General features: G+C 56.4%; 14 protein-coding genes, 1 tRNA gene and 1 CRISPR repeat array. Of the genes, 7 read left to right on the top strand and 8 right to left on the bottom strand.

Annotation, left to right across the window (positions count from 1 at the left end):
• Positions 1 to 2 precede the first annotated feature (2 nt).
• Positions 3 to 557 carry a type I-F CRISPR-associated endoribonuclease Cas6/Csy4 gene (gene cas6f / locus F9C28_RS04640; protein WP_199014067.1) on the top strand — a complete coding sequence of 185 codons (555 nt, stop codon included), beginning with the start codon at positions 3 to 5 and terminating at the stop codon, positions 555 to 557.
• A gap of 185 nt (positions 558 to 742) precedes the next feature.
• Positions 743 to 2,275: a CRISPR direct-repeat array (repeat unit 28 nt; unit sequence GTTCACTGCCGTACAGGCAGCTTAGAAA).
• Between the two features lie 133 nt (positions 2,276 to 2,408).
• On the opposite strand, the gene F9C28_RS04635 is transcribed toward cas6f, so the two are convergent.
• A tRNA-Ile gene (locus F9C28_RS04635) sits at positions 2,409 to 2,484 on the bottom strand.
• Between the two features lie 143 nt (positions 2,485 to 2,627).
• Between F9C28_RS04635 and mug the strand changes: the two genes are divergently transcribed.
• Positions 2,628 to 3,134 carry a G/U mismatch-specific DNA glycosylase gene (gene mug, locus F9C28_RS04630; protein ID WP_199014066.1) on the top strand — a complete coding sequence of 169 codons (507 nt, stop codon included), beginning with the start codon at positions 2,628 to 2,630 and terminating at the stop codon, positions 3,132 to 3,134.
• Positions 3,135 to 3,212: 78 nt separating this feature from the next.
• On the opposite strand, the gene rpoD is transcribed toward mug, so the two are convergent.
• From rpoD to rpsU, 3 genes are all read right to left on the bottom strand, one after another.
• Positions 3,213 to 5,054 carry an RNA polymerase sigma factor RpoD gene (gene rpoD / locus F9C28_RS04625; RefSeq protein ID WP_199014065.1) on the bottom strand — a complete coding sequence of 614 codons (1,842 nt, stop codon included), beginning with the start codon at positions 5,052 to 5,054 and terminating at the stop codon, positions 3,213 to 3,215.
• Between the two features lie 385 nt (positions 5,055 to 5,439).
• Positions 5,440 to 7,185: a DNA primase gene (gene dnaG, locus F9C28_RS04620; protein ID WP_199014064.1), complete on the bottom strand. Its 1,746-nt coding sequence runs from the start codon at positions 7,183 to 7,185 to the stop codon at positions 5,440 to 5,442.
• Positions 7,186 to 7,399: 214 nt separating this feature from the next.
• Positions 7,400 to 7,615 carry a 30S ribosomal protein S21 gene (gene rpsU, locus F9C28_RS04615; protein WP_001144069.1) on the bottom strand — a complete coding sequence of 72 codons (216 nt, stop codon included), beginning with the start codon at positions 7,613 to 7,615 and terminating at the stop codon, positions 7,400 to 7,402.
• Between the two features lie 246 nt (positions 7,616 to 7,861).
• On the opposite strand from rpsU, the gene tsaD reads away from it, so the two are divergent.
• Positions 7,862 to 8,881: a tRNA (adenosine(37)-N6)-threonylcarbamoyltransferase complex transferase subunit TsaD gene (gene tsaD / locus F9C28_RS04610; RefSeq protein WP_199014063.1), complete on the top strand. Its 1,020-nt coding sequence runs from the start codon at positions 7,862 to 7,864 to the stop codon at positions 8,879 to 8,881.
• Between the two features lie 42 nt (positions 8,882 to 8,923).
• Here tsaD and F9C28_RS04605 read toward each other — a convergent pair whose 3' ends face one another.
• Positions 8,924 to 9,331, bottom strand: a complete 408-nt coding sequence (locus tag F9C28_RS04605) for a MarR family winged helix-turn-helix transcriptional regulator (protein WP_199014062.1) — start codon at positions 9,329 to 9,331, stop codon at positions 8,924 to 8,926.
• Between the two features lie 87 nt (positions 9,332 to 9,418).
• A complete protein-coding gene (gene plsY / locus F9C28_RS04600) occupies positions 9,419 to 10,054 on the bottom strand; it encodes a glycerol-3-phosphate 1-O-acyltransferase PlsY (protein ID WP_199014061.1) in 636 nt (211 codons plus the stop codon).
• 105 nt (positions 10,055 to 10,159) lie between these two features.
• Here plsY and folB point away from each other — a divergent pair, with 105 nt between their 5' ends.
• Both folB and bacA read left to right on the top strand, forming a co-directional pair.
• Entirely contained in the window at positions 10,160 to 10,525 is a 366-nt protein-coding gene (gene folB / locus F9C28_RS04595) for a bifunctional dihydroneopterin aldolase/7,8-dihydroneopterin epimerase (RefSeq protein ID WP_199014060.1), read from the top strand.
• Positions 10,526 to 10,650: 125 nt separating this feature from the next.
• Positions 10,651 to 11,487: an undecaprenyl-diphosphate phosphatase gene (bacA, locus tag F9C28_RS04590; protein WP_199014059.1), complete on the top strand. Its 837-nt coding sequence runs from the start codon at positions 10,651 to 10,653 to the stop codon at positions 11,485 to 11,487.
• A 17-nt stretch (positions 11,488 to 11,504) separates the two neighbouring features.
• Here the strand turns inward: bacA and F9C28_RS04585 are convergent, their stop codons facing one another.
• Both F9C28_RS04585 and F9C28_RS04580 read right to left on the bottom strand, forming a co-directional pair.
• Positions 11,505 to 12,746, bottom strand: a complete 1,242-nt coding sequence (locus tag F9C28_RS04585) for a multifunctional CCA addition/repair protein (RefSeq protein ID WP_199014084.1) — start codon at positions 12,744 to 12,746, stop codon at positions 11,505 to 11,507.
• Between the two features lie 133 nt (positions 12,747 to 12,879).
• Positions 12,880 to 13,500, bottom strand: a complete 621-nt coding sequence (locus F9C28_RS04580) for a TIGR04211 family SH3 domain-containing protein (RefSeq protein ID WP_199014058.1) — start codon at positions 13,498 to 13,500, stop codon at positions 12,880 to 12,882.
• A 254-nt stretch (positions 13,501 to 13,754) separates the two neighbouring features.
• On the opposite strand from F9C28_RS04580, the gene F9C28_RS04575 reads away from it, so the two are divergent.
• Together F9C28_RS04575 and glnE are read left to right on the top strand one after the other, a co-directional pair.
• Entirely contained in the window at positions 13,755 to 15,056 is a 1,302-nt protein-coding gene (locus F9C28_RS04575) for a CYTH domain-containing protein (RefSeq protein ID WP_199014057.1), read from the top strand.
• 42 nt (positions 15,057 to 15,098) lie between these two features.
• Positions 15,099 to 17,930: a bifunctional [glutamate--ammonia ligase]-adenylyl-L-tyrosine phosphorylase/[glutamate--ammonia-ligase] adenylyltransferase gene (glnE, locus tag F9C28_RS04570; protein WP_199014056.1), complete on the top strand. Its 2,832-nt coding sequence runs from the start codon at positions 15,099 to 15,101 to the stop codon at positions 17,928 to 17,930.
• Positions 17,931 to 17,956 lie beyond the last annotated feature (26 nt).

The raw sequence follows: 17,956 nt of genomic DNA, 5'->3' as shown, positions 1-17,956 counted from the left end.
TAATGGACAGTTATCAGGATATTCGCGTACTGCCTGATCCGGAGTTTACTGAGGCTCAACTATTGGCTGCGCTGTTTGCCAAGTTGCATCGGGCGCTGGGCACACGCGGCAAAGGGGATATCGGCGTGAGCTTTCCTGAGTATGACAAAACCCCCGGTGGGGTTCTGCGTCTGCACGGTGAGCGAGGTGCGCTGGAGGCGCTGGAAGCAACGCGCTGGCGGGGCGGGCTGAATGATTATAGTGCCGGCTCAGCAATACAGGCTGTTCCGGTGGATGCTGTCTGGCGTACGGTATCGCGTGTTCAGGTAAAAAGCAGTGCCGGGCGGTTGCTCCGGCGTTCTGTGCGTAAAGGCTGGCTGACAGAAGAAGAGGCCTGCCAGCGATTGCTCAGTGCCAGAGACAGCGTTAGCCGGTTGCCATTTATTCAGATGAGAAGTCTCTCCAGTGGTCAGTCTTTTAGGCTGTTTATTAGCCTGGGGGCGGTTGCTGCGGCCCCGGTGAGCGGTACGTTTACCAGTTATGGGTTAAGTGCGGTAGCGACAATCCCCTGGTTCTGAGCCAGCGCCGCAAGTCTGTCATTATGCCGGCTTGCGGTTTTGGCGTTATCAGACACCCTTTTTTGGGGTGTTTTTATAGTTAATTGATTTTTATCGTTTTATTTATATGGCCTGAAAAAAGGGTATTAAGTGCCGAACGGCTTTTCTTACGTTCTTTAACAGAGAGTTAGGTTTATATTGCTCCAGTTCACTGCCGTACAGGCAGCTTAGAAAGATCGCGCCATGCTGCAGAGCTTTGTTAACGCGTTCACTGCCGTACAGGCAGCTTAGAAAGAGTACCGCAAAGCGCTTCTCGATATAAAGGGGTTCACTGCCGTACAGGCAGCTTAGAAATGGATGAAAACGGGTTCGCCACGGAAGCTGGATGTTCACTGCCGTACAGGCAGCTTAGAAATGATACCTGCCTCGCTGGAAGCCAGTTTCATCGTTCACTGCCGTACAGGCAGCTTAGAAAATGCCGCGCCACACCGCATCATCTGGCACGAAGTTCACTGCCGTACAGGCAGCTTAGAAATCTTTCCATGCACCGTTGCTGCGGCACTTTACGTTCACTGCCGTACAGGCAGCTTAGAAAATCAACTACCGGCATTATTGAGTGTGGAGGCAGTTCACTGCCGTACAGGCAGCTTAGAAATGCAGGAGGGGATGAGCTACAAGCAGCTTAGTGTTCACTGCCGTACAGGCAGCTTAGAAAAGGCAGTGATGATGATGGGGTGTCACCAACACGTTCACTGCCGTACAGGCAGCTTAGAAAGTAAACTGTTGACCCCTTATCGCGTCGATACGTGTTCACTGCCGTACAGGCAGCTTAGAAAGGGAATGCTTCCCAATCTGATCCCTTAATACCGTTCACTGCCGTACAGGCAGCTTAGAAAAACGAAAAAAGGCCGCAATATGCGACCTTAAAGTTCACTGCCGTACAGGCAGCTTAGAAAAAATTGCATTGGTGTCACTGCGGTCACACCGGGTTCACTGCCGTACAGGCAGCTTAGAAATCCTCCTCGATTTCCATATCCTGAAGCATTAAGTTCACTGCCGTACAGGCAGCTTAGAAACTATTCCGGCCGCAAAAAACGATTTACCGTTTGTTCACTGCCGTACAGGCAGCTTAGAAAGAATGGCCTCGGTCATTTGCGTAACGGTATACAGTTCACTGCCGTACAGGCAGCTTAGAAAGGTATCCAACCATCCGGAATTACCGGAGAGTTGTTCACTGCCGTACAGGCAGCTTAGAAAACAGTAAAACACATTGACGGTGATAATAATGAGTTCACTGCCGTACAGGCAGCTTAGAAAATCAGGTGATCGGCTTGCTCGGTGGTGCAATCGTTCACTGCCGTACAGGCAGCTTAGAAACGTAGCGTTCAATGTCAGCGGGCCTGATCCCCGTTCACTGCCGTACAGGCAGCTTAGAAAAATAGTGATGTAGTCCAGCGCCTGGCGCTTGATGTTCACTGCCGTACAGGCAGCTTAGAAAGGATTGATGATCCGAAAACCAAAGAAGCCATTGTTCACTGCCGTACAGGCAGCTTAGAAAGCATTGCTCACTCAGGGAATGAGCAATAAGGACGTTCACTGCCGTACAGGCAGCTTAGAAATCCCGCCTCCGGTTACGCGATGTATTCGGGTTGTTCACTGCCGTACAGGCAGCTTAGAAACATTAAACGTCGCATACCAATGCGATATACCCGTTCACTGCCGTACAGGCAGCTTAGAAAAACCTGCGCGGTGCCAACCTGCGCGATGCCGAGTTAACTGCCGTGCAGGCAGTTTATATCATCATCCAGGTGAATTCTTTCGGATTACAGGCACAAAAAAGCCACTCTTAAGAGTGGCTTAACTGTATGATTTTGGTGGCCCCTGTTGGGTTTGAACCAACGACCAAGCGATTATGAGTCGCCTGCTCTAACCACTGAGCTAAGGGGCCGTGGCCCGGGATTATAATGTAACTACTGCCAGCAATCCAGCCTGAATACAGATAGTTGCTGATTTTTCAGCCAAACAGTAACCATAATTATCCGATAGTTATCTGCCAATGCTCCTGCAGAAGCAGGGAATAAGAAGGACCCTATGATTGAAGACGTTTTGACGCCGAATCTGCGTGTCTTATTTTGTGGTATCAACCCCGGGAAATCCTCTGCCCATCTCGGGTTCCCGTTTGCTAATCCCTCAAACCGCTTCTGGAAGGTGATTCACCTCGCCGGGTTTACCCCGGAGCAGCTGGCGCCGGAAGAGTATCAGCGCCTGGCCGAGTCCGGCTGCGGCATTACTAAGCTGGTGGACCGCCCTACCGTACAGGCCAGTGAAGTGGCCAGGATGGAGCTGAAAGAAGGGGGGAATGCGCTGCGCAACAAGATTAACCGCTACCAGCCCGCGGCGCTGGCGGTACTGGGCAAGCAGGCATTTACTCAGGCCTTCTCCCAGTGTAATGTCAGCTGGGGGCGCCAGCCGTTTAACTGGGGCGATACTGAGGTATGGGTGCTGCCGAACCCCAGCGGCCTGAACCGCAGCCCGCTGGAGGACCTGGTCGCCGCTTATCGCGAACTGAACGACGCGCTCAGGGCCCGGGGACGATAACGGCTGTCGCCCGGCGTAGGACCAAAAAAAAGCCCTCCGAAGAGGGCTTAGTCATTGTGGCGGGTATCACGCCAGCGATTAATCGTCCAGGAAGCTACGCAACACTTCAGAACGGCTCGGGTGGCGCAGCTTACGCAGCGCTTTCGCTTCTATCTGACGGATACGTTCGCGGGTAACGTCAAACTGTTTACCCACTTCTTCCAGGGTGTGGTCGGTATTCATGTCGATACCGAAGCGCATACGCAGGACTTTAGCTTCACGGGCGGTAAGGCCAGCCAGCACATCATGAGTGGCGGCGCGCAGGCTCTCGGTGGTGGCAGAGTCCAGCGGCAGCTCGAGGGTGGTATCCTCGATAAAATCTCCCAGATGCGAATCTTCATCGTCACCGATTGGGGTTTCCATGGAGATAGGCTCTTTGGCTATCTTCAGCACCTTACGGATCTTGTCTTCCGGCATCAACATACGCTCAGCCAGCTCTTCCGGCGTCGGTTCACGGCCCATTTCCTGCAGCATCTGGCGGGAGATACGGTTGAGCTTGTTGATGGTCTCAATCATATGTACCGGGATACGGATGGTACGTGCCTGGTCCGCGATGGAGCGGGTGATCGCCTGGCGGATCCACCAGGTGGCGTAAGTGGAGAACTTATAACCACGGCGGTATTCGAATTTATCTACCGCTTTCATCAGACCGATGTTGCCTTCCTGAATCAGATCGAGGAACTGCAGGCCACGGTTGGTGTATTTCTTGGCGATAGAGATAACCAGACGCAAGTTTGCTTCAACCATCTCTTTCTTGGCGCGGCGGGCTTTCGCTTCACCAATGGACATGCGACGGTTGATATCTTTAACCTGTTCGATGGTCAGGCCGGTTTCTTCTTCGATCTGCTGCAGCTTCTGCAGGCAGCGTTGCACGTCTTCAGTGACGTCGCGCAGTTTTTCAGACCACGGCTTGTTCATCGCAATGGCCGCGTTGAACCAGGTTTCGCTGGTTTCGTTGCCGGTGAACAGGGTGATAAAGTTTTTCTTCGGCATTTTGCACTGTTCAACACACAGCTTCATGATGATACGTTCCTGAGTACGAACGCGGTCCATCATTGAACGCATGCTGTTGACCAGATAGTCGGACTGTTTCGGCACCAGGCGGAACTGTTTGAAGACTTCAGACAGTTTCAGGATCTCTTCCTGGGCGGCAGCGTGGCTGCGGCCTTTGGCTTTGATGGTGTCGCGAGTGACTTCGTACTGGGTGCGCAGCTCAGCAAATTTCTCACGGGCCAGTTCCGGGTCGATGCTGTTGTCATCGTCGGAGCTGTCGTCGTCCTCTTCGTCTTCTTCTTCGTCGTCGTCCATGTCTTCCTGGGACAGCTCAGAACCCACGTGGGTCGCCGTCGGCGCGAGGTCTTCTTCCGCATTCGGATCGACAAAGCCGGTTATCAGATCGGACAGGCGGCTTTCTTCTGCTTCAACGCGATCGTACTGTTCCAGCAGATAGGTAATAGCTTCCGGGTATTCGGCAACGGAGCACTGAACCTGGTTGATACCGTCTTCGATACGCTTAGCGATATCGATTTCCCCTTCACGGGTTAACAGTTCAACGGTCCCCATTTCGCGCATGTACATGCGCACCGGGTCAGTAGTACGACCAATTTCAGATTCAACGCTGGACAGCACCTGAGCCGCAGCTTCTGCTGCGTCTTCATCGGTATCCGTGGTGTTTTCGCCCAACATCAGGTCATCGGCATCAGGTGCTTCTTCTACCACCTGAATGCCCATGTCGTTGATCATTTTGATGATGTCTTCGATCTGATCGGAGTCGACGATATCTTCCGGCAGATGGTCATTGACCTCGGCATAGGTCAGATAGCCTTGCTCCTTACCACGGGTGACAAGCAGCTTCAGCTGTGACTGCGGGTTTTGCTCCATAAGACGGTATCCACACTTAAGTCATTTGGGTTGGTGTTGGAAGGCGTTGCCGCCAACAATATCTTTCCCCGTTTTAGCGGGTCATTCTCTTTACTGCGGCGGTGGTTCCCTCTGGTAGTAGCTTCACGCTCCGGGGATACGCATCCAATAACCGCTGATAATGACCTGGCTTCACCAGGGTATACCCACCATCATTTGTGTTACTGTCGTACTGGCTAAGTGCGGCTGGCCACTTATCGCTATAAGCGCCTGGATCTGCGTTGCCATCGTCTTGTAACCCAAACTGCGTAGGGTATATGAGAGCCTTTTGGTATATGTGCCGCGGCGCCTCAAAACGGCTTTCGGGATCTCCCGAGTTATATTCGGCAATTAAGCCGCTGGTATTCTATTTCTTCGCTAATGCCTGTGTTATCACACGCACTTCTTCGCGTTCCGCCGCTGAGAGACCCTGGGTCCTCGAACGGGCGATTAATTCTGTGAGCCGAAGTTCCAGCGCCGAGTCGAACAGATGATCAAGCGCGTCGGTAAATGTCTTTTCGGCAATGTCCTTATCTGCTATATCGTCCCAGACTGACAGTTTTTCAAGGGTTGGCGCGGAATCTGTGCCGCGATATTGTTCAAGCAGCTGCCCGGTGGTTAACCCTGGCTGGGCCAGACAGGCCGACACCAGCTCGTTAAACAGCGACAGCCCCGGAATTTTTGCCTGTGGAAGCCCGGTTAACGGGGGGACCATGGGTGCCAAATCGGGGTTCTGTACCAGCAACCCTATAAGTATACGCATGGTTGTGCGTTTTAGCTGTGGCGCTGGCCGCGGCGTATTATTCTCCGCCTGCTTTGGCATTAAACGATCAAGCTGCGCGTCGTCAAAAATGCCCAGTTTGTTGCCCAGCATCTGGCGCAACTGAATACGTAATGCATCACCCGGCACCTGGGTTATCAGCGGTAACGCCAGCGCCGCCAGTTGGGTGCTACCATCCGGGCTACTGAGATCCGCCTGGGGTACCAGGCTGTTAAACAAAAAGGTGGATAACGGCAGTGCCTCATCCATGCGGGCTTCAAATGCCGCCTTGCCCTCTTTGCGGACCAGGGTATCCGGGTCTTCGCCGTCCGGCAAAAACATAAACCGCAACTGGCGACCATCGCTCATATAGGGTAGCGCGGTTTCCAGCGCGCGCCAGGCCGCATCGCGGCCCGCCCGATCGCCGTCATAGCAGCAAATCACGTTATTGGTCACCCGGAACAGCAACTGGATATGGTCTGCCGTGGTCGAGGTGCCCAGTGAGGCCACCGCATAGTTAATGTCGTATTGCGCCAGGGCCACCACATCCATATACCCTTCAACCACCAGTAATCTGGCCGGTTCCGGGGTATGCTGTTGCGCTTCATAAAGGCCATACAGCTGGCGGCCCTTATGGAAAATATCGGTTTCCGGGGAGTTAAGGTATTTTGGGGTGTCGTTCCCCAGTACCCGGCCACCAAAGCCGATAACCCGCCCACGTTTGTCCCGTATCGGGAACATCACCCGCTCGCGAAAGCGGTCATACACCCGGCCATTGTCATTACGGACCAGCATACCGGCGTCGAGCAGTAACTGGCGGTTATCGTCATTGCCGCCAAAGCGTTTTAAGGCGTTGTCCCACCCCGGCGGGGCAAAACCAATGGCAAAACGCGCCACCACGTCCGGGCTGAGCCCGCGTTTTTCCAGATACGCTCTGGCGGGTTGCGCGCTGCTGCTCTCCAGCGACTGTTGGTAAAACCCGTTCAGGCCGTCCATCAGCTGATACAGATTCTGGCGCTGGTGGCGCTCGATCTGGCTCAGGCCGGTGCCTGACTCATACGGGATTTCCAGGTTGTGCATGGCGGCCAGTTCTTCAACGGTCTCAACGAATTCGAGCTTGTCGTAATTCATCAGAAAGTCGATGGCGTTACCGTGGGCACCACACCCAAAACAGTGGTAAAACTGCTTTTCACCGTTAACGGTGAAAGAGGGGGTTTTTTCGTTATGGAACGGACAACACGCGTGGTAATTCTTACCCTGCTTTTTCAGCTTAACGCGGGCATCGATCAAATCTACGATGTCGGTACGGGCCAGCAGATCGTTAATAAAGACGCGCGGGATTCGTCCAGCCATAAGCCCCCAATTGTTTATATCTCAACATGTTACAGCGAAACCACCAATGGCATTTGCCCCGTGAGCTGGCGACTACGACCTGGCCCGGGTGCCGTTACGCGGTGAAGTAAAATGATAAGGGTATAAACGAAAACAAGCCGCGCATTCCTTTCGGAAGCACGGCCTTAACAACTACAACTCAGTCTGAAAAGAGAGGGGTAGCCCTCTCCCGCAATTAGTACAGACGAGTACGGCGTGCGTTTTCGCGAGCCAGTTTCTTCGCGTGACGTTTCACAGCAGAAGCTTTGGCGCGTTTACGTTCGGTAGTCGGTTTTTCATAGAATTCACGACGACGAACTTCCGCCAGAACACCTGCTTTTTCACAGGAACGTTTGAAGCGACGCAGTGCAACGTCGAACGGCTCGTTTTCACGTACTTTAATTACCGGCATGTGCCTCTCACCTTTAAATTCGGTTTGTCGCTGACTTCAACGTCAGCGTTATTTCAAAATGGTGCGGAATTTTACTGCAACTGCTGCTGCTTTGTAAAGCACCGCCAGAACAGAACACCGTTTTTTGCTCTGCTCCTCGCCAGGCCCGCGAGTATACACTAAGCCTGTGCGGATCGTGAGCAAAGTTTTACAACCGCGCGGTCAAAGCATACACTGCGCGGCAGGTTACAGAGGTAAAAGACAGCTATGCGTGTACTGGGTATTGAAACATCCTGCGATGAAACCGGCATCGCCATTTATGATGACCAACAGGGCCTGTTGGCTAACCAGCTTTACAGCCAGATAAAATTACATGCCGACTACGGTGGCGTGGTGCCAGAACTGGCCTCCCGCGATCATGTCCGCAAAGCTGTGCCTCTGATCCAGGCGGCACTGAAAGAGGCTGGTCTGACAGCAAAAGATATTGATGCAGTTGCCTACACCGCCGGGCCTGGCCTGGTGGGGGCGCTGCTGGTGGGGGCAACTGTCGGCCGCTCACTGGCCTTCGCCTGGGATGTGCCGGCTATCCCGGTACACCACATGGAAGGGCACCTGCTGGCGCCGATGCTGGAAGAAAATCCACCGGAATATCCGTTTGTCGCTTTGCTGGTGTCCGGGGGCCATACCCAGTTGATCAGCGTTACCGGGATTGGTGAATACCAGTTACTGGGCGAGTCCATTGATGACGCCGCCGGTGAAGCTTTCGATAAAACCGCCAAACTGCTGGGGCTGGATTATCCCGGCGGGCCGCTGCTGTCGAAAATGGCCAGCCAGGGAACGCCAGGGCGCTTTACCTTCCCGCGCCCGATGACGGACCGCCCGGGGCTGGATTTTAGCTTCTCCGGCCTGAAGACCTTTGCCGCCAATACGATTCGCGATAACGGCACCGACGATCAGACCCGCGCCGATATTGCCCGGGCCTTTGAAGATGCGGTGGTGGATACCCTGATGATCAAATGCCGTCGGGCGCTGGATCAAACCGGGTTTACCCGGCTGGTGATGGCTGGCGGGGTCAGCGCTAACCGCACCCTGCGCGCGCGTCTGGCAGACATGATGAATAAACGCGGTGGGGAGGTGTTCTATGCCCGCCCGGAATTTTGTACCGATAACGGCGCGATGATTGCCTATGCTGGTATGGTACGCCTGAAGGCCGGTGGGGTCACCGGGCTGGAAATCTCCGTTCGCCCGCGCTGGCCGCTGGCGGAACTGCCTGCCGCCGGGCAATAACGCCCAAATCCTGAGCCCGCGCCCTGCGGGCTCAGCAAATGATCACTTGCCCATCATCTGGATCAACAGCCGGCTAAATGCCTCCCGCTGCTCCTGAGATAACCGGTCCAGAAAGTGATTATCCACCGCCGTGCCCTTGGGGAGCGCCTGGGCCAGCAGCTGTTCCCCTTCCTGGGTGAGCCAGACAAAACGCCGCCGTTTATCGGCACTGTCGCCTTCACGCCGTACCAGGCCACGCTTTTCCATGCGCGCCAGCAGCTCCGCCAGCGTCGCTTTGGTGCTGATGGCGGCATCCATCAGGGCGATTTGCTCAATACCGGGTTGTTCTGCAATGGCGCGCAACACCGCATATTGCGGTTTGGTGACCTGGGGCAACGCTTGCTGCCAGCAGGAGGTGTGTTGCTGAAATAATTCGCGGAGCAGGTGGAAGGGTTCGTCTTGAAGTTGCATCTTGTCATTCCTTGCGGGAAGAAAAGGGGCTGGCGTAATCAGGGTGGTTAATGTTATGTCCGCAGCGCAATCCCTGCGGACATGTGATTACTTTTGGGGATCGTTTGAGCCGGGCTTGTCACTGCTATTGCGGGGCTTTCTGCGCCAGATTCTGGTCTCCTGGCCGCGCCATAAGCGCTGAATATTGTCGTTATGGCGGATAAGGATCAGGCAGGAGAGCATGGCAACCGGGAAGGTGAACTGGGGTTTAAACCACCAGACATAAAACGGCGCCACCAGGGCGCTGATAATTGCCCCCAGCGAGGAATACCCGCTGAGTAACACGCTCAGCAGCCAGGTTCCCGCCATCACGCCGGTAAGATCCAGACCAATAGGCGCAATGGCGCCAAACGCGGTGGCAACGCCTTTACCGCCGTGGAATTTGAAAAACACCGGCCAGATATGGCCCATACAGGCAGCGATACCCACCAGGCCTAACCAGAAGGGGGTTAACCCCAGCCCCCAGGCGGCCCATACCGGCAGCATCCCTTTTAAAATATCAAAAATCAGTACCGCGACGGCCGCCCCTTTGCCGCCAATGCGTAAGACGTTAGTGGCCCCTGGATTTCCGGAACCACTTTCGCGCGGGTCAGGCAAGCCCGCCATACGGCAAATCAGAATAGCACTGGAGACAGAGCCGCAAAGATACGCGAGAATGATCATTACCGGCGCGATTACACTCATAACGCTCTTCCGTTGTGAAAATGTCGTTTTATTCTCTGCATCTGTGGATAATACGCATATTTCGCCGGAAGTGGTATCCGGCATCATCAAAAAGCGGATCTCCTGATGGATATTGTATTTATAGAGCAACTTTCGGCAATCACGACGATTGGCGTCTATGACTGGGAACAAACCATTGAACAGCGGCTGGTTTTCGATATAGAACTCGCCTGGGATAACCGCCGGGCGGCGGCCAGTGATGATGTGGCGGATTGCCTGAGTTATGCGGATATTAGCGACGCCGTGCTGCGCCATGTTGAAGGCCAGCGCTTTGCCCTGGTGGAGCGGGTGGCAGAGGAGCTGGCCGCACTGCTGATGACCACGTTTGGTTCCCCCTGGGTGCGGATCAAAGTGAGTAAACCCGGTGCAGTGGCCCGGGCCGCCAATGTGGGCGTAATTATTGAACGCGGTAGCCGGGAAAAAAAACAGTAATATTGCCAGGTTACGCTAAACCTAATGCTGAGTTTCCGGTCTTAAGACCGGATTAATTAGTGGGTAGTTCTTTCTGGTGCCGGTTTGGGCACCGCATTTATCATTTTAGGGTATAGGGGTTAATAATGGGTGACGCACACTCACTAATATCTGCATTGATATTGGGGATTGTTGAGGGGCTGACAGAGTTTTTACCGGTCTCATCTACCGGGCATATGATTATTGTCGGTAACTTACTCGGCTTTAAAGGCGATATCGCCGAAACCTTTGAAGTGGTTATTCAACTGGGCTCGATTCTGGCCGTGGTCGTGATGTTCTGGCGGCGGCTGTTTGGGCTGATCGGTATTCACTTCGGTAACAAAGTGCCTTATGAAGGCGACCACAGTAATCAGGAAAGCACCGGGCGGTTATCGCTGATCCATATTCTGCTGGGGATGATCCCGGCGGTGGTGCTTGGCCTGGTCTTTCATGACACCATCAAAAGCCTGTTTAACCCGGTTAACGTGATGTATGCCCTGGTGGTCGGGGGCTTTCTGCTGCTGGCTGCGGAATACCTCAAGCCGAAAAAACCGCGTGCGGTGGGCATTGATGATATGACGTATCGTCAGGCATTTGTCATCGGCTGCTTCCAGTGCCTGGCACTGTGGCCGGGCTTCTCCCGCTCCGGGGCCACCATCAGTGGCGGGATGTTAATGGGGGTTAGCCGCTATGCCGCGTCGGAATTCTCCTTCCTGCTGGCAGTGCCGATGATGATGGGGGCCACGGTGCTGGATCTCTACAAGAGCTGGCACTTCCTGAACGTGCAGGATCTGCCGATGTTTGCCGTCGGGTTTTTCACCGCGTTTGTGGTGGCGATGATTGCTATCAAAACCTTCCTCGCGGTGATCAAACGTATCTCGTTTGTGCCGTTTGCCATCTACCGCTTTATCGTGGCGGCGGCGGTCTACGCCGTATTTATGTAATACCGCGCCCCCCGGCCTCACTCCTGGGGCTGGGGGCAGTGATGTTCCTTCCAGTTAGCCACCGCCGCAATACGCTGCTGATTCAGCGCCGCTTTGATCTGGCTACCGGTGATCCCGGCGGCAATAATGTCTTTGGCTGAGACCCGGGCCGCGGCCTGCCAGGCGGCACGCAGTAAGCGTCCCTGGCGGTAGTCACACTCCTCAAACCCGGTACGCCCCCGGGCGTCTGCCTCGCTGGTGATGGCCAGCTGTTCGACGCGCTGCGGTTTGCGCCAGGCATCCAGTGCATTAAACAGATTGACGATAGTCTCGGGCCGCAGGATCGGGAAGGTATGGATCAGGTCATGGTACTCCGCCACCAGTTTTGCCAGGCTGCGGATCTCGTTCGGCACCCGTAAGCGCTGGCACAGGCCTTCCACCAGGGCAACACCCGCCAGGCCGTGGCCGCGATGGTGGGGCCACAGGTGGCGCGGGGTCAGCCCTTTGCCGAGATCGTGGCACAGGGCGGCGAAGCGGACGTCGGTTTCCGGGCTAAGCCGGGCGGCGATGGCAAGGGTCATCAGGGTGTGTACCCCGGTGTCGATTTCCGGGTGCCATTTGGCCGGGGCTGGCACCCCAAACAGGGCGTCTATCTCCGGGAACAGGACTGCCAGGGCGCCGCAATCACGCAGCACCTGGAAATAACGCTGCGGGCTGTCGCTTTGCAGGGCGTTTTCGGTCTCTTTCCATACCCGCTCTGGGGTGAGCTGGGCCAGCTCGCCGGACTGGGCCATATGCTGCATCAGCTGCTGTGTTTCCGGGGCTACCCGAAAGCCGAGGTGGGCAAAACGGGCGGCGAACCGGGCGACCCGCAATACCCGCAGCGGATCTTCACTGAAGGCCGGTGAAACATGGCGCAGCCAGCGCTGCCGGATATCTTGCTGGCCGCCGTAAGGATCGATGAGGTTACCGTCGTCATCCATGGCAATGGCGTTGATGGTCAGATCCCGGCGCAGCAGATCGTCAGGCAGGGTAACGTCCGGCGCGGCATAGCAGATGAAGCCGGTATAACCGGAGCCGGATTTACGCTCGGTGCGGGCCAGGGCGTATTCTTCCCGGCTTTGGGGATGGAGAAACACCGGGAAATCCCGGCCTACCTGCTGGTAACCGGCGTCCAGCATCTGCTGGGGGGTGGCGCCAGTGACCACCCAGTCCCGGTCTTTGACCGCTAAGCCCAGTAATCCATCACGTACCGCACCGCCTACCAGATAACGCTTCACTTTCACCTCTGCGAGAGTCACACCATGCCTTTATCATACGTTAAGCCCCCGCGACCGTGGATGATAAAAACCAAAAAACCGGTATCAACAGCGGCTGATACCGGTTTTTATGGCGTGACGGGGACGCGGCCGATCAGTTCATCCAGCGGTTATTGCGTTTGCGGCTTGGGATCATGTGCGGCAGCAGCAGACCCAGCAGTAAACCAATACCCGCGACACCGCCGCCATACATAAACCACTGCATAATGATGGCGCGTTGTTTATCATCCAGCTGGACGTTGGCGGCATTCACTTTCTTCTGGGCGACGATCAGCTGGTTTTTCAGCTTTTGGTTTTCGTCTTTCAGGCCGTTAATGACCCCATCACTGGCCGCCACTTTGCGCTGCATTTCTGCGGTGCGCTGGTTCCAGGTGGCATCAATATTGTTCAGTTTGTCACTCAGGGTTTTCACCTGATTTTCCAGATCCGGTACCCGCACCTTAAAACTCGGCTGGCTGGTCAGCTGCGCCAGCGGGATCCAGGCGTTGCGGCCATTGGCATCGCGCACCTGGGCATACTTGGTATCCGGGTTAGTTTGCAGCAGGGTCACTTCCTCACCTGCGTTAACCGTGCCTACCAGGCGATAGTTATCCCCCGGGCCACTGCGTACCCAGGTGTTCAGCTCATCGGTTACGTATCGTTTTTCTTCGCTATGGGCCGTAACAGATACGCTCAGTGTCAGTAAAGTCAGGCAAATAAGGGGTAATTTAGGCATCAGGTCGTCGATATAGTCCAAAAAAGTGAAACGATAGTAGTGGCATCAGTGTGGCGGTGCAAAAATGAAATCTGAATGAGAATCATCCAGGAGCATTCGTCACGTGACTGACTATGCGCACCTCTCTGCTTTTTCAACCACACGCATACTACCGGCATGGCAATTTGGCGCAAAATATTATTAACTGACCAGCATTATTCGATTAAGTTCGCCACAATATGTGTGGTCCATATACAACGTTAAGTAAGCTACTTATGTCACAAGAGATTGAATTAAAATTTATCGTCGAGTCCAGTGCTCTGGATAACCTGCGCGCGTTGCTCAATGGGCTGGATGCCAGCCACAGCGAGCCCCGCAATTTGCTTAATGTGTATTATGAAACGCCGGATTGCTTACTGCGCCGTCACGATATGGGCCTGCGAGTCCGCGGTGACAATGGCCATTATGAGATGACCATGAAAACGGCGGGGCACACCGTCGGCGGCCTGCACCAGCGCCCGGAATACAATATCCCCCTTGAGACGCCAGATCTGGCATTAGGGCTGTTCCCGGCGGAGATGTGGCCCGGGGATCTGGATGCCGACACCGTTTCTGCCAGCGTGGCGCCGCTGTTCAGCACCAATTTTGCCCGCGAGAAGTGGCTCATCACGCACGGCGAAAGCCGCATTGAGATAGCCCTCGATCTCGGCGAGGTGTGCGCCGGTGAGTTCCGTGAGCCGATCAGCGAGCTGGAAATGGAGATTCTCAGCGGCAATACCGCTGATCTGCTGGCCCTGGCGCGGCAACTGACCGCGCTGGCTGGACTGCGCCAGGGAAGCCTGAGCAAAGCGGCCCGGGGTTATCACCTGGCCCGTGGCAACACAGTACGCCCGCTCCGGGACGCCGGAGTGTTACACCTACCTGCGAAATCGACCGTAGAGCAGGGGCTTATTGGGGCGCTGGAGCTGGCCCTGGCCCACTGGCAATACCATGAAGAATTATGGGTGCGCGGCAATGAACAGGCCCGTGAACCGGTGCTGGAAGCCATTGCCATGGTACGCCACGTGCTGGCGCTGTTTGGCGGGATTATTCCGCGTAAGGCGAGTGCCCATTTGCGTGATCAACTGATGCAGTGCGAAGCGTCACTTCAGGCGGGAAGCTCCCCGGTAACACTGGCCTGGAGCCCGCAGTTCAGCAGTGCCAAACTGGCGCTGACCGACTGGCTGGTGAGCCGTGGCTGGCTGCCGTTTGTGGATGAGAAAGGCCGCCAGAAGCTGGGTGGTTCCTTTAAGCGTTTTGCGGATATCCAGCTGTCGCGCCACGCCGCAGAGCTGCGCCAGGCCTTTTTACACTCTGCCGATAGCGGCTACTACCAGCAACAGCTGATTCGTCTGGCCCGGGAGCTGGACGCGATCCGCATGCTGGCCGGGCACTATGATGATCAGCTCACTCAGCCCTGGCTGGAGACCTGGCAACAGCTGCGCCAGGCCATCAGCCATCACCAGTCCGTGGAAACCGAACACTGGCGGGGGCAAGCTATTGCGCTGGTGCCGTTCTGGCTGCACAGCGGCAAATAACCATACCTGGCGGACCAGGCATTAACCAAGGGAAACGATCCGATGCTGTCACTCTCTGCGCTTTTACAACAACAAGGGCAGGCGGCTGCGGCACGCCTGCCAGCGGATGTCGCTTCAACCCTGAGTGATGACGCCCGTGCGGTGCTGGCATTCAGTGATTTTGTGGCGGACAGTGTCCCCGCGGACCCGGAAGGCTGGCAGGCGCTGACCACCCAGGGGCCAGTGGCCGGTGAATGGCAGCATTACCGCCAGTGGTTACAGGAGGCGCTGTCCCCGGTGGCCACTGAAGCAGAGCTAATGCGGGTGCTGCGCCATTTTCGCCGCCGGATGATGGTGCGTATTGCCTGGGCCCAGGCGCTGGACGTACTGCCCACCGGGGAGACGCTGCAACAGCTCAGTGTCCTGGCCGAAACGCTGATCGTGGCCGCCCGGGACTGGTTATATAACGCCTGCTGCGCCGAGTGGGGCACCCCCTGTAATGCTGACGGGGTTCCCCAGCCGCTGATGATCCTCGGCATGGGGAAGCTGGGGGGCGGCGAGCTGAACTTCTCCTCCGATATTGATCTTATCTTCACCTGGCCGGAGAACGGCGCCACCCGGGGGGGGCGGCGCGAACTGGACAACGCGCAATTTTTTACCCGCCTCGGCCAGCGGCTGATCAAAGCCCTGGATCAGCCCACCCAGGATGGCTTTGTCTACCGGGTGGATATGCGCCTGCGCCCGTTTGGCGATGGCGGCCCGCTGGTGATGAGTTATGCGGCCCTGGAAGATTATTACCAGGATCAGGGACGGGACTGGGAGCGCTACGCGATGGTGAAAGCGCGCATCATGGGGGATAACAATGACCCCTGGTGCCAGGAGTTGCACAATATGCTGCGGCCGTTCGTGTTCCGTCGCTATATCGATTTCAGTGTTATCCAGTCTTTGCGCAATATGAAAGGGATGATCGCCCGGGAAGTACGGCGCCGGGGGCTGACCAATAATATTAAGCTGGGGGCCGGGGGCATCCGCGAGGCGGAGTTTATCGTCCAGGTCTTCCAGTTGATCCGCGGGGGCCGGGAGCCCCAGCTCCAGACCCGGGGCTGGCTGGAAACCCTCGACACCGTGGGGCGGCTGCACCTGCTGCCGGATGCCGATATCGCCCAGCTGCGCGATGGCTGGAGCTACCTGCGCCGGCTGGAGAACTTGCTACAAAGTATTCATGATGAACAAACCCAGACCCTGCCGGATGACCCCCTCGACCAGGCGCGCCTGGCCTGGGCCATGGGCGAAGGGGACTGGGCAACGCTGCACGCCACGTTAACCCGGCATATGCAGGCCGTGCGGCGCATTTTTAACGCGCTGATTGGCGATGATGAACAGGACAGTGCCGATGAGCGTAGCGAGGAGGGCTGGCGAGAGCTGTGGACCGATACCCTTGAGGCAGACGACGCCAGCGCGGTGCTGAGCCATTACAGCCCGCAGGTGCGCCAGCAACTGCTGGTAATCCTGGCCGACTTCCGCCGCGATGTTGAGAAACGCACCATTGGCCCCCGTGGCCGCCAGGTGCTGGATCAGCTGATGCCCCATCTGCTGAGTGAGGTCTGCCAGCGCGAAGACGCCCCGCTGATCCTCGGGCGGCTGGTGGTGCTGCTGGTGGGGATAGTCTCCCGGACCACCTACCTCGAATTGCTGGTGGAGTTCCCCGGGGCCCTGAAGCATCTGATCCGCCTGTGTGCGGCCTCGCCGATGGTGGCCAGCCAGCTGGCCCGCTACCCGCTGTTGCTTGATGAACTGCTCGATTCATCCACCCTGTATCAACCTACGGCCACTGATGCCTATCGCGATGAGCTGCGCCAGTATTTGTTGCGGGTGCCGGATGATGACGAAGAAGAACAGCTGGAGGCCCTGCGCCAGTTTAAGCAGGCTCAGTTGCTGCGCATTGCGGCCGCCGATATTGCCGGGACATTACCGGTGATGAAAGTCAGCGACCATTTGACCTGGCTGGCGGAGGCGATGATCGATGCGGTGGTGCACCAGGCGTGGGCCCATACCGTGGCCCGCTATGGTCAGCCTACCCATTTGCGCGATCGCGACGGGCGTGGTTTTGCCGTGGTGGGGTACGGCAAGCTGGGGGGCTGGGAGCTGGGCTACAGTTCCGATCTTGATTTGGTGTTTTTGCATGACTGCCCGGCAGAGGTGATGACCGACGGCCCCCGGGAGATAGATGGCCGCCAGTTCTATTTGCGCCTTGCCCAGCGGATCATGCACTTGTTTAGTACCCGGACATCGTCCGGCATTTTGTATGAAGTTGATGCCCGTTTGCGGCCGTCCGGCGCGGCGGGGATGCTGGTCACCACGGTCGAGGCGTTTGCGGACTACCAGCAAAACGAGGCCTGGACCTGGGAGCATCAGGCCCTGGTACGGGCGCGGATCGTCTATGGCGATCCGCTGCTGTGCCAGCAGTTTGACGCCACCCGGCGCCAGATCCTCTGTTTGTCCCGGGACGGGGAGCAACTGCAAACCGAAGTGCGGGAAATGCGTGAGAAGATGCGCGCCCACCTCGGAGGGAAACACAAAGATCAGTTTGATATCAAAGCCGATGAGGGCGGTATCACCGACATTGAGTTTATTACCCAGTATTTGGTGCTGCGTTATGCCCATCAGTCGCCAAAGCTCACCCGCTGGTCCGATAATGTCCGCATTCTGGAATTGCTGGCGCAGAACAACATCATGGCGGAGGACGAAGCTCAGGCCCTGACCCATGCTTATGTCACGCTGCGCGATGCGCTTCACCATCTGGCCCTGCAAGAGCAGCCTGGCCTTGTGCCGCAGGATGCCTTTAGTGAGCAGCGTAGTCAGGTGGTCCGCCGCTGGCAGCAGTGGCTGGGATAAAGGCTGGCGTGACCGGTGTACCCGTG

It is taken from the genome of Shimwellia pseudoproteus (assembly GCF_016415625.1).
GTDB lineage: Bacteria > Pseudomonadota > Gammaproteobacteria > Enterobacterales > Enterobacteriaceae > Shimwellia > Shimwellia pseudoproteus.
This window is presented reverse-complemented; position numbering and strand designations above follow the sequence as displayed.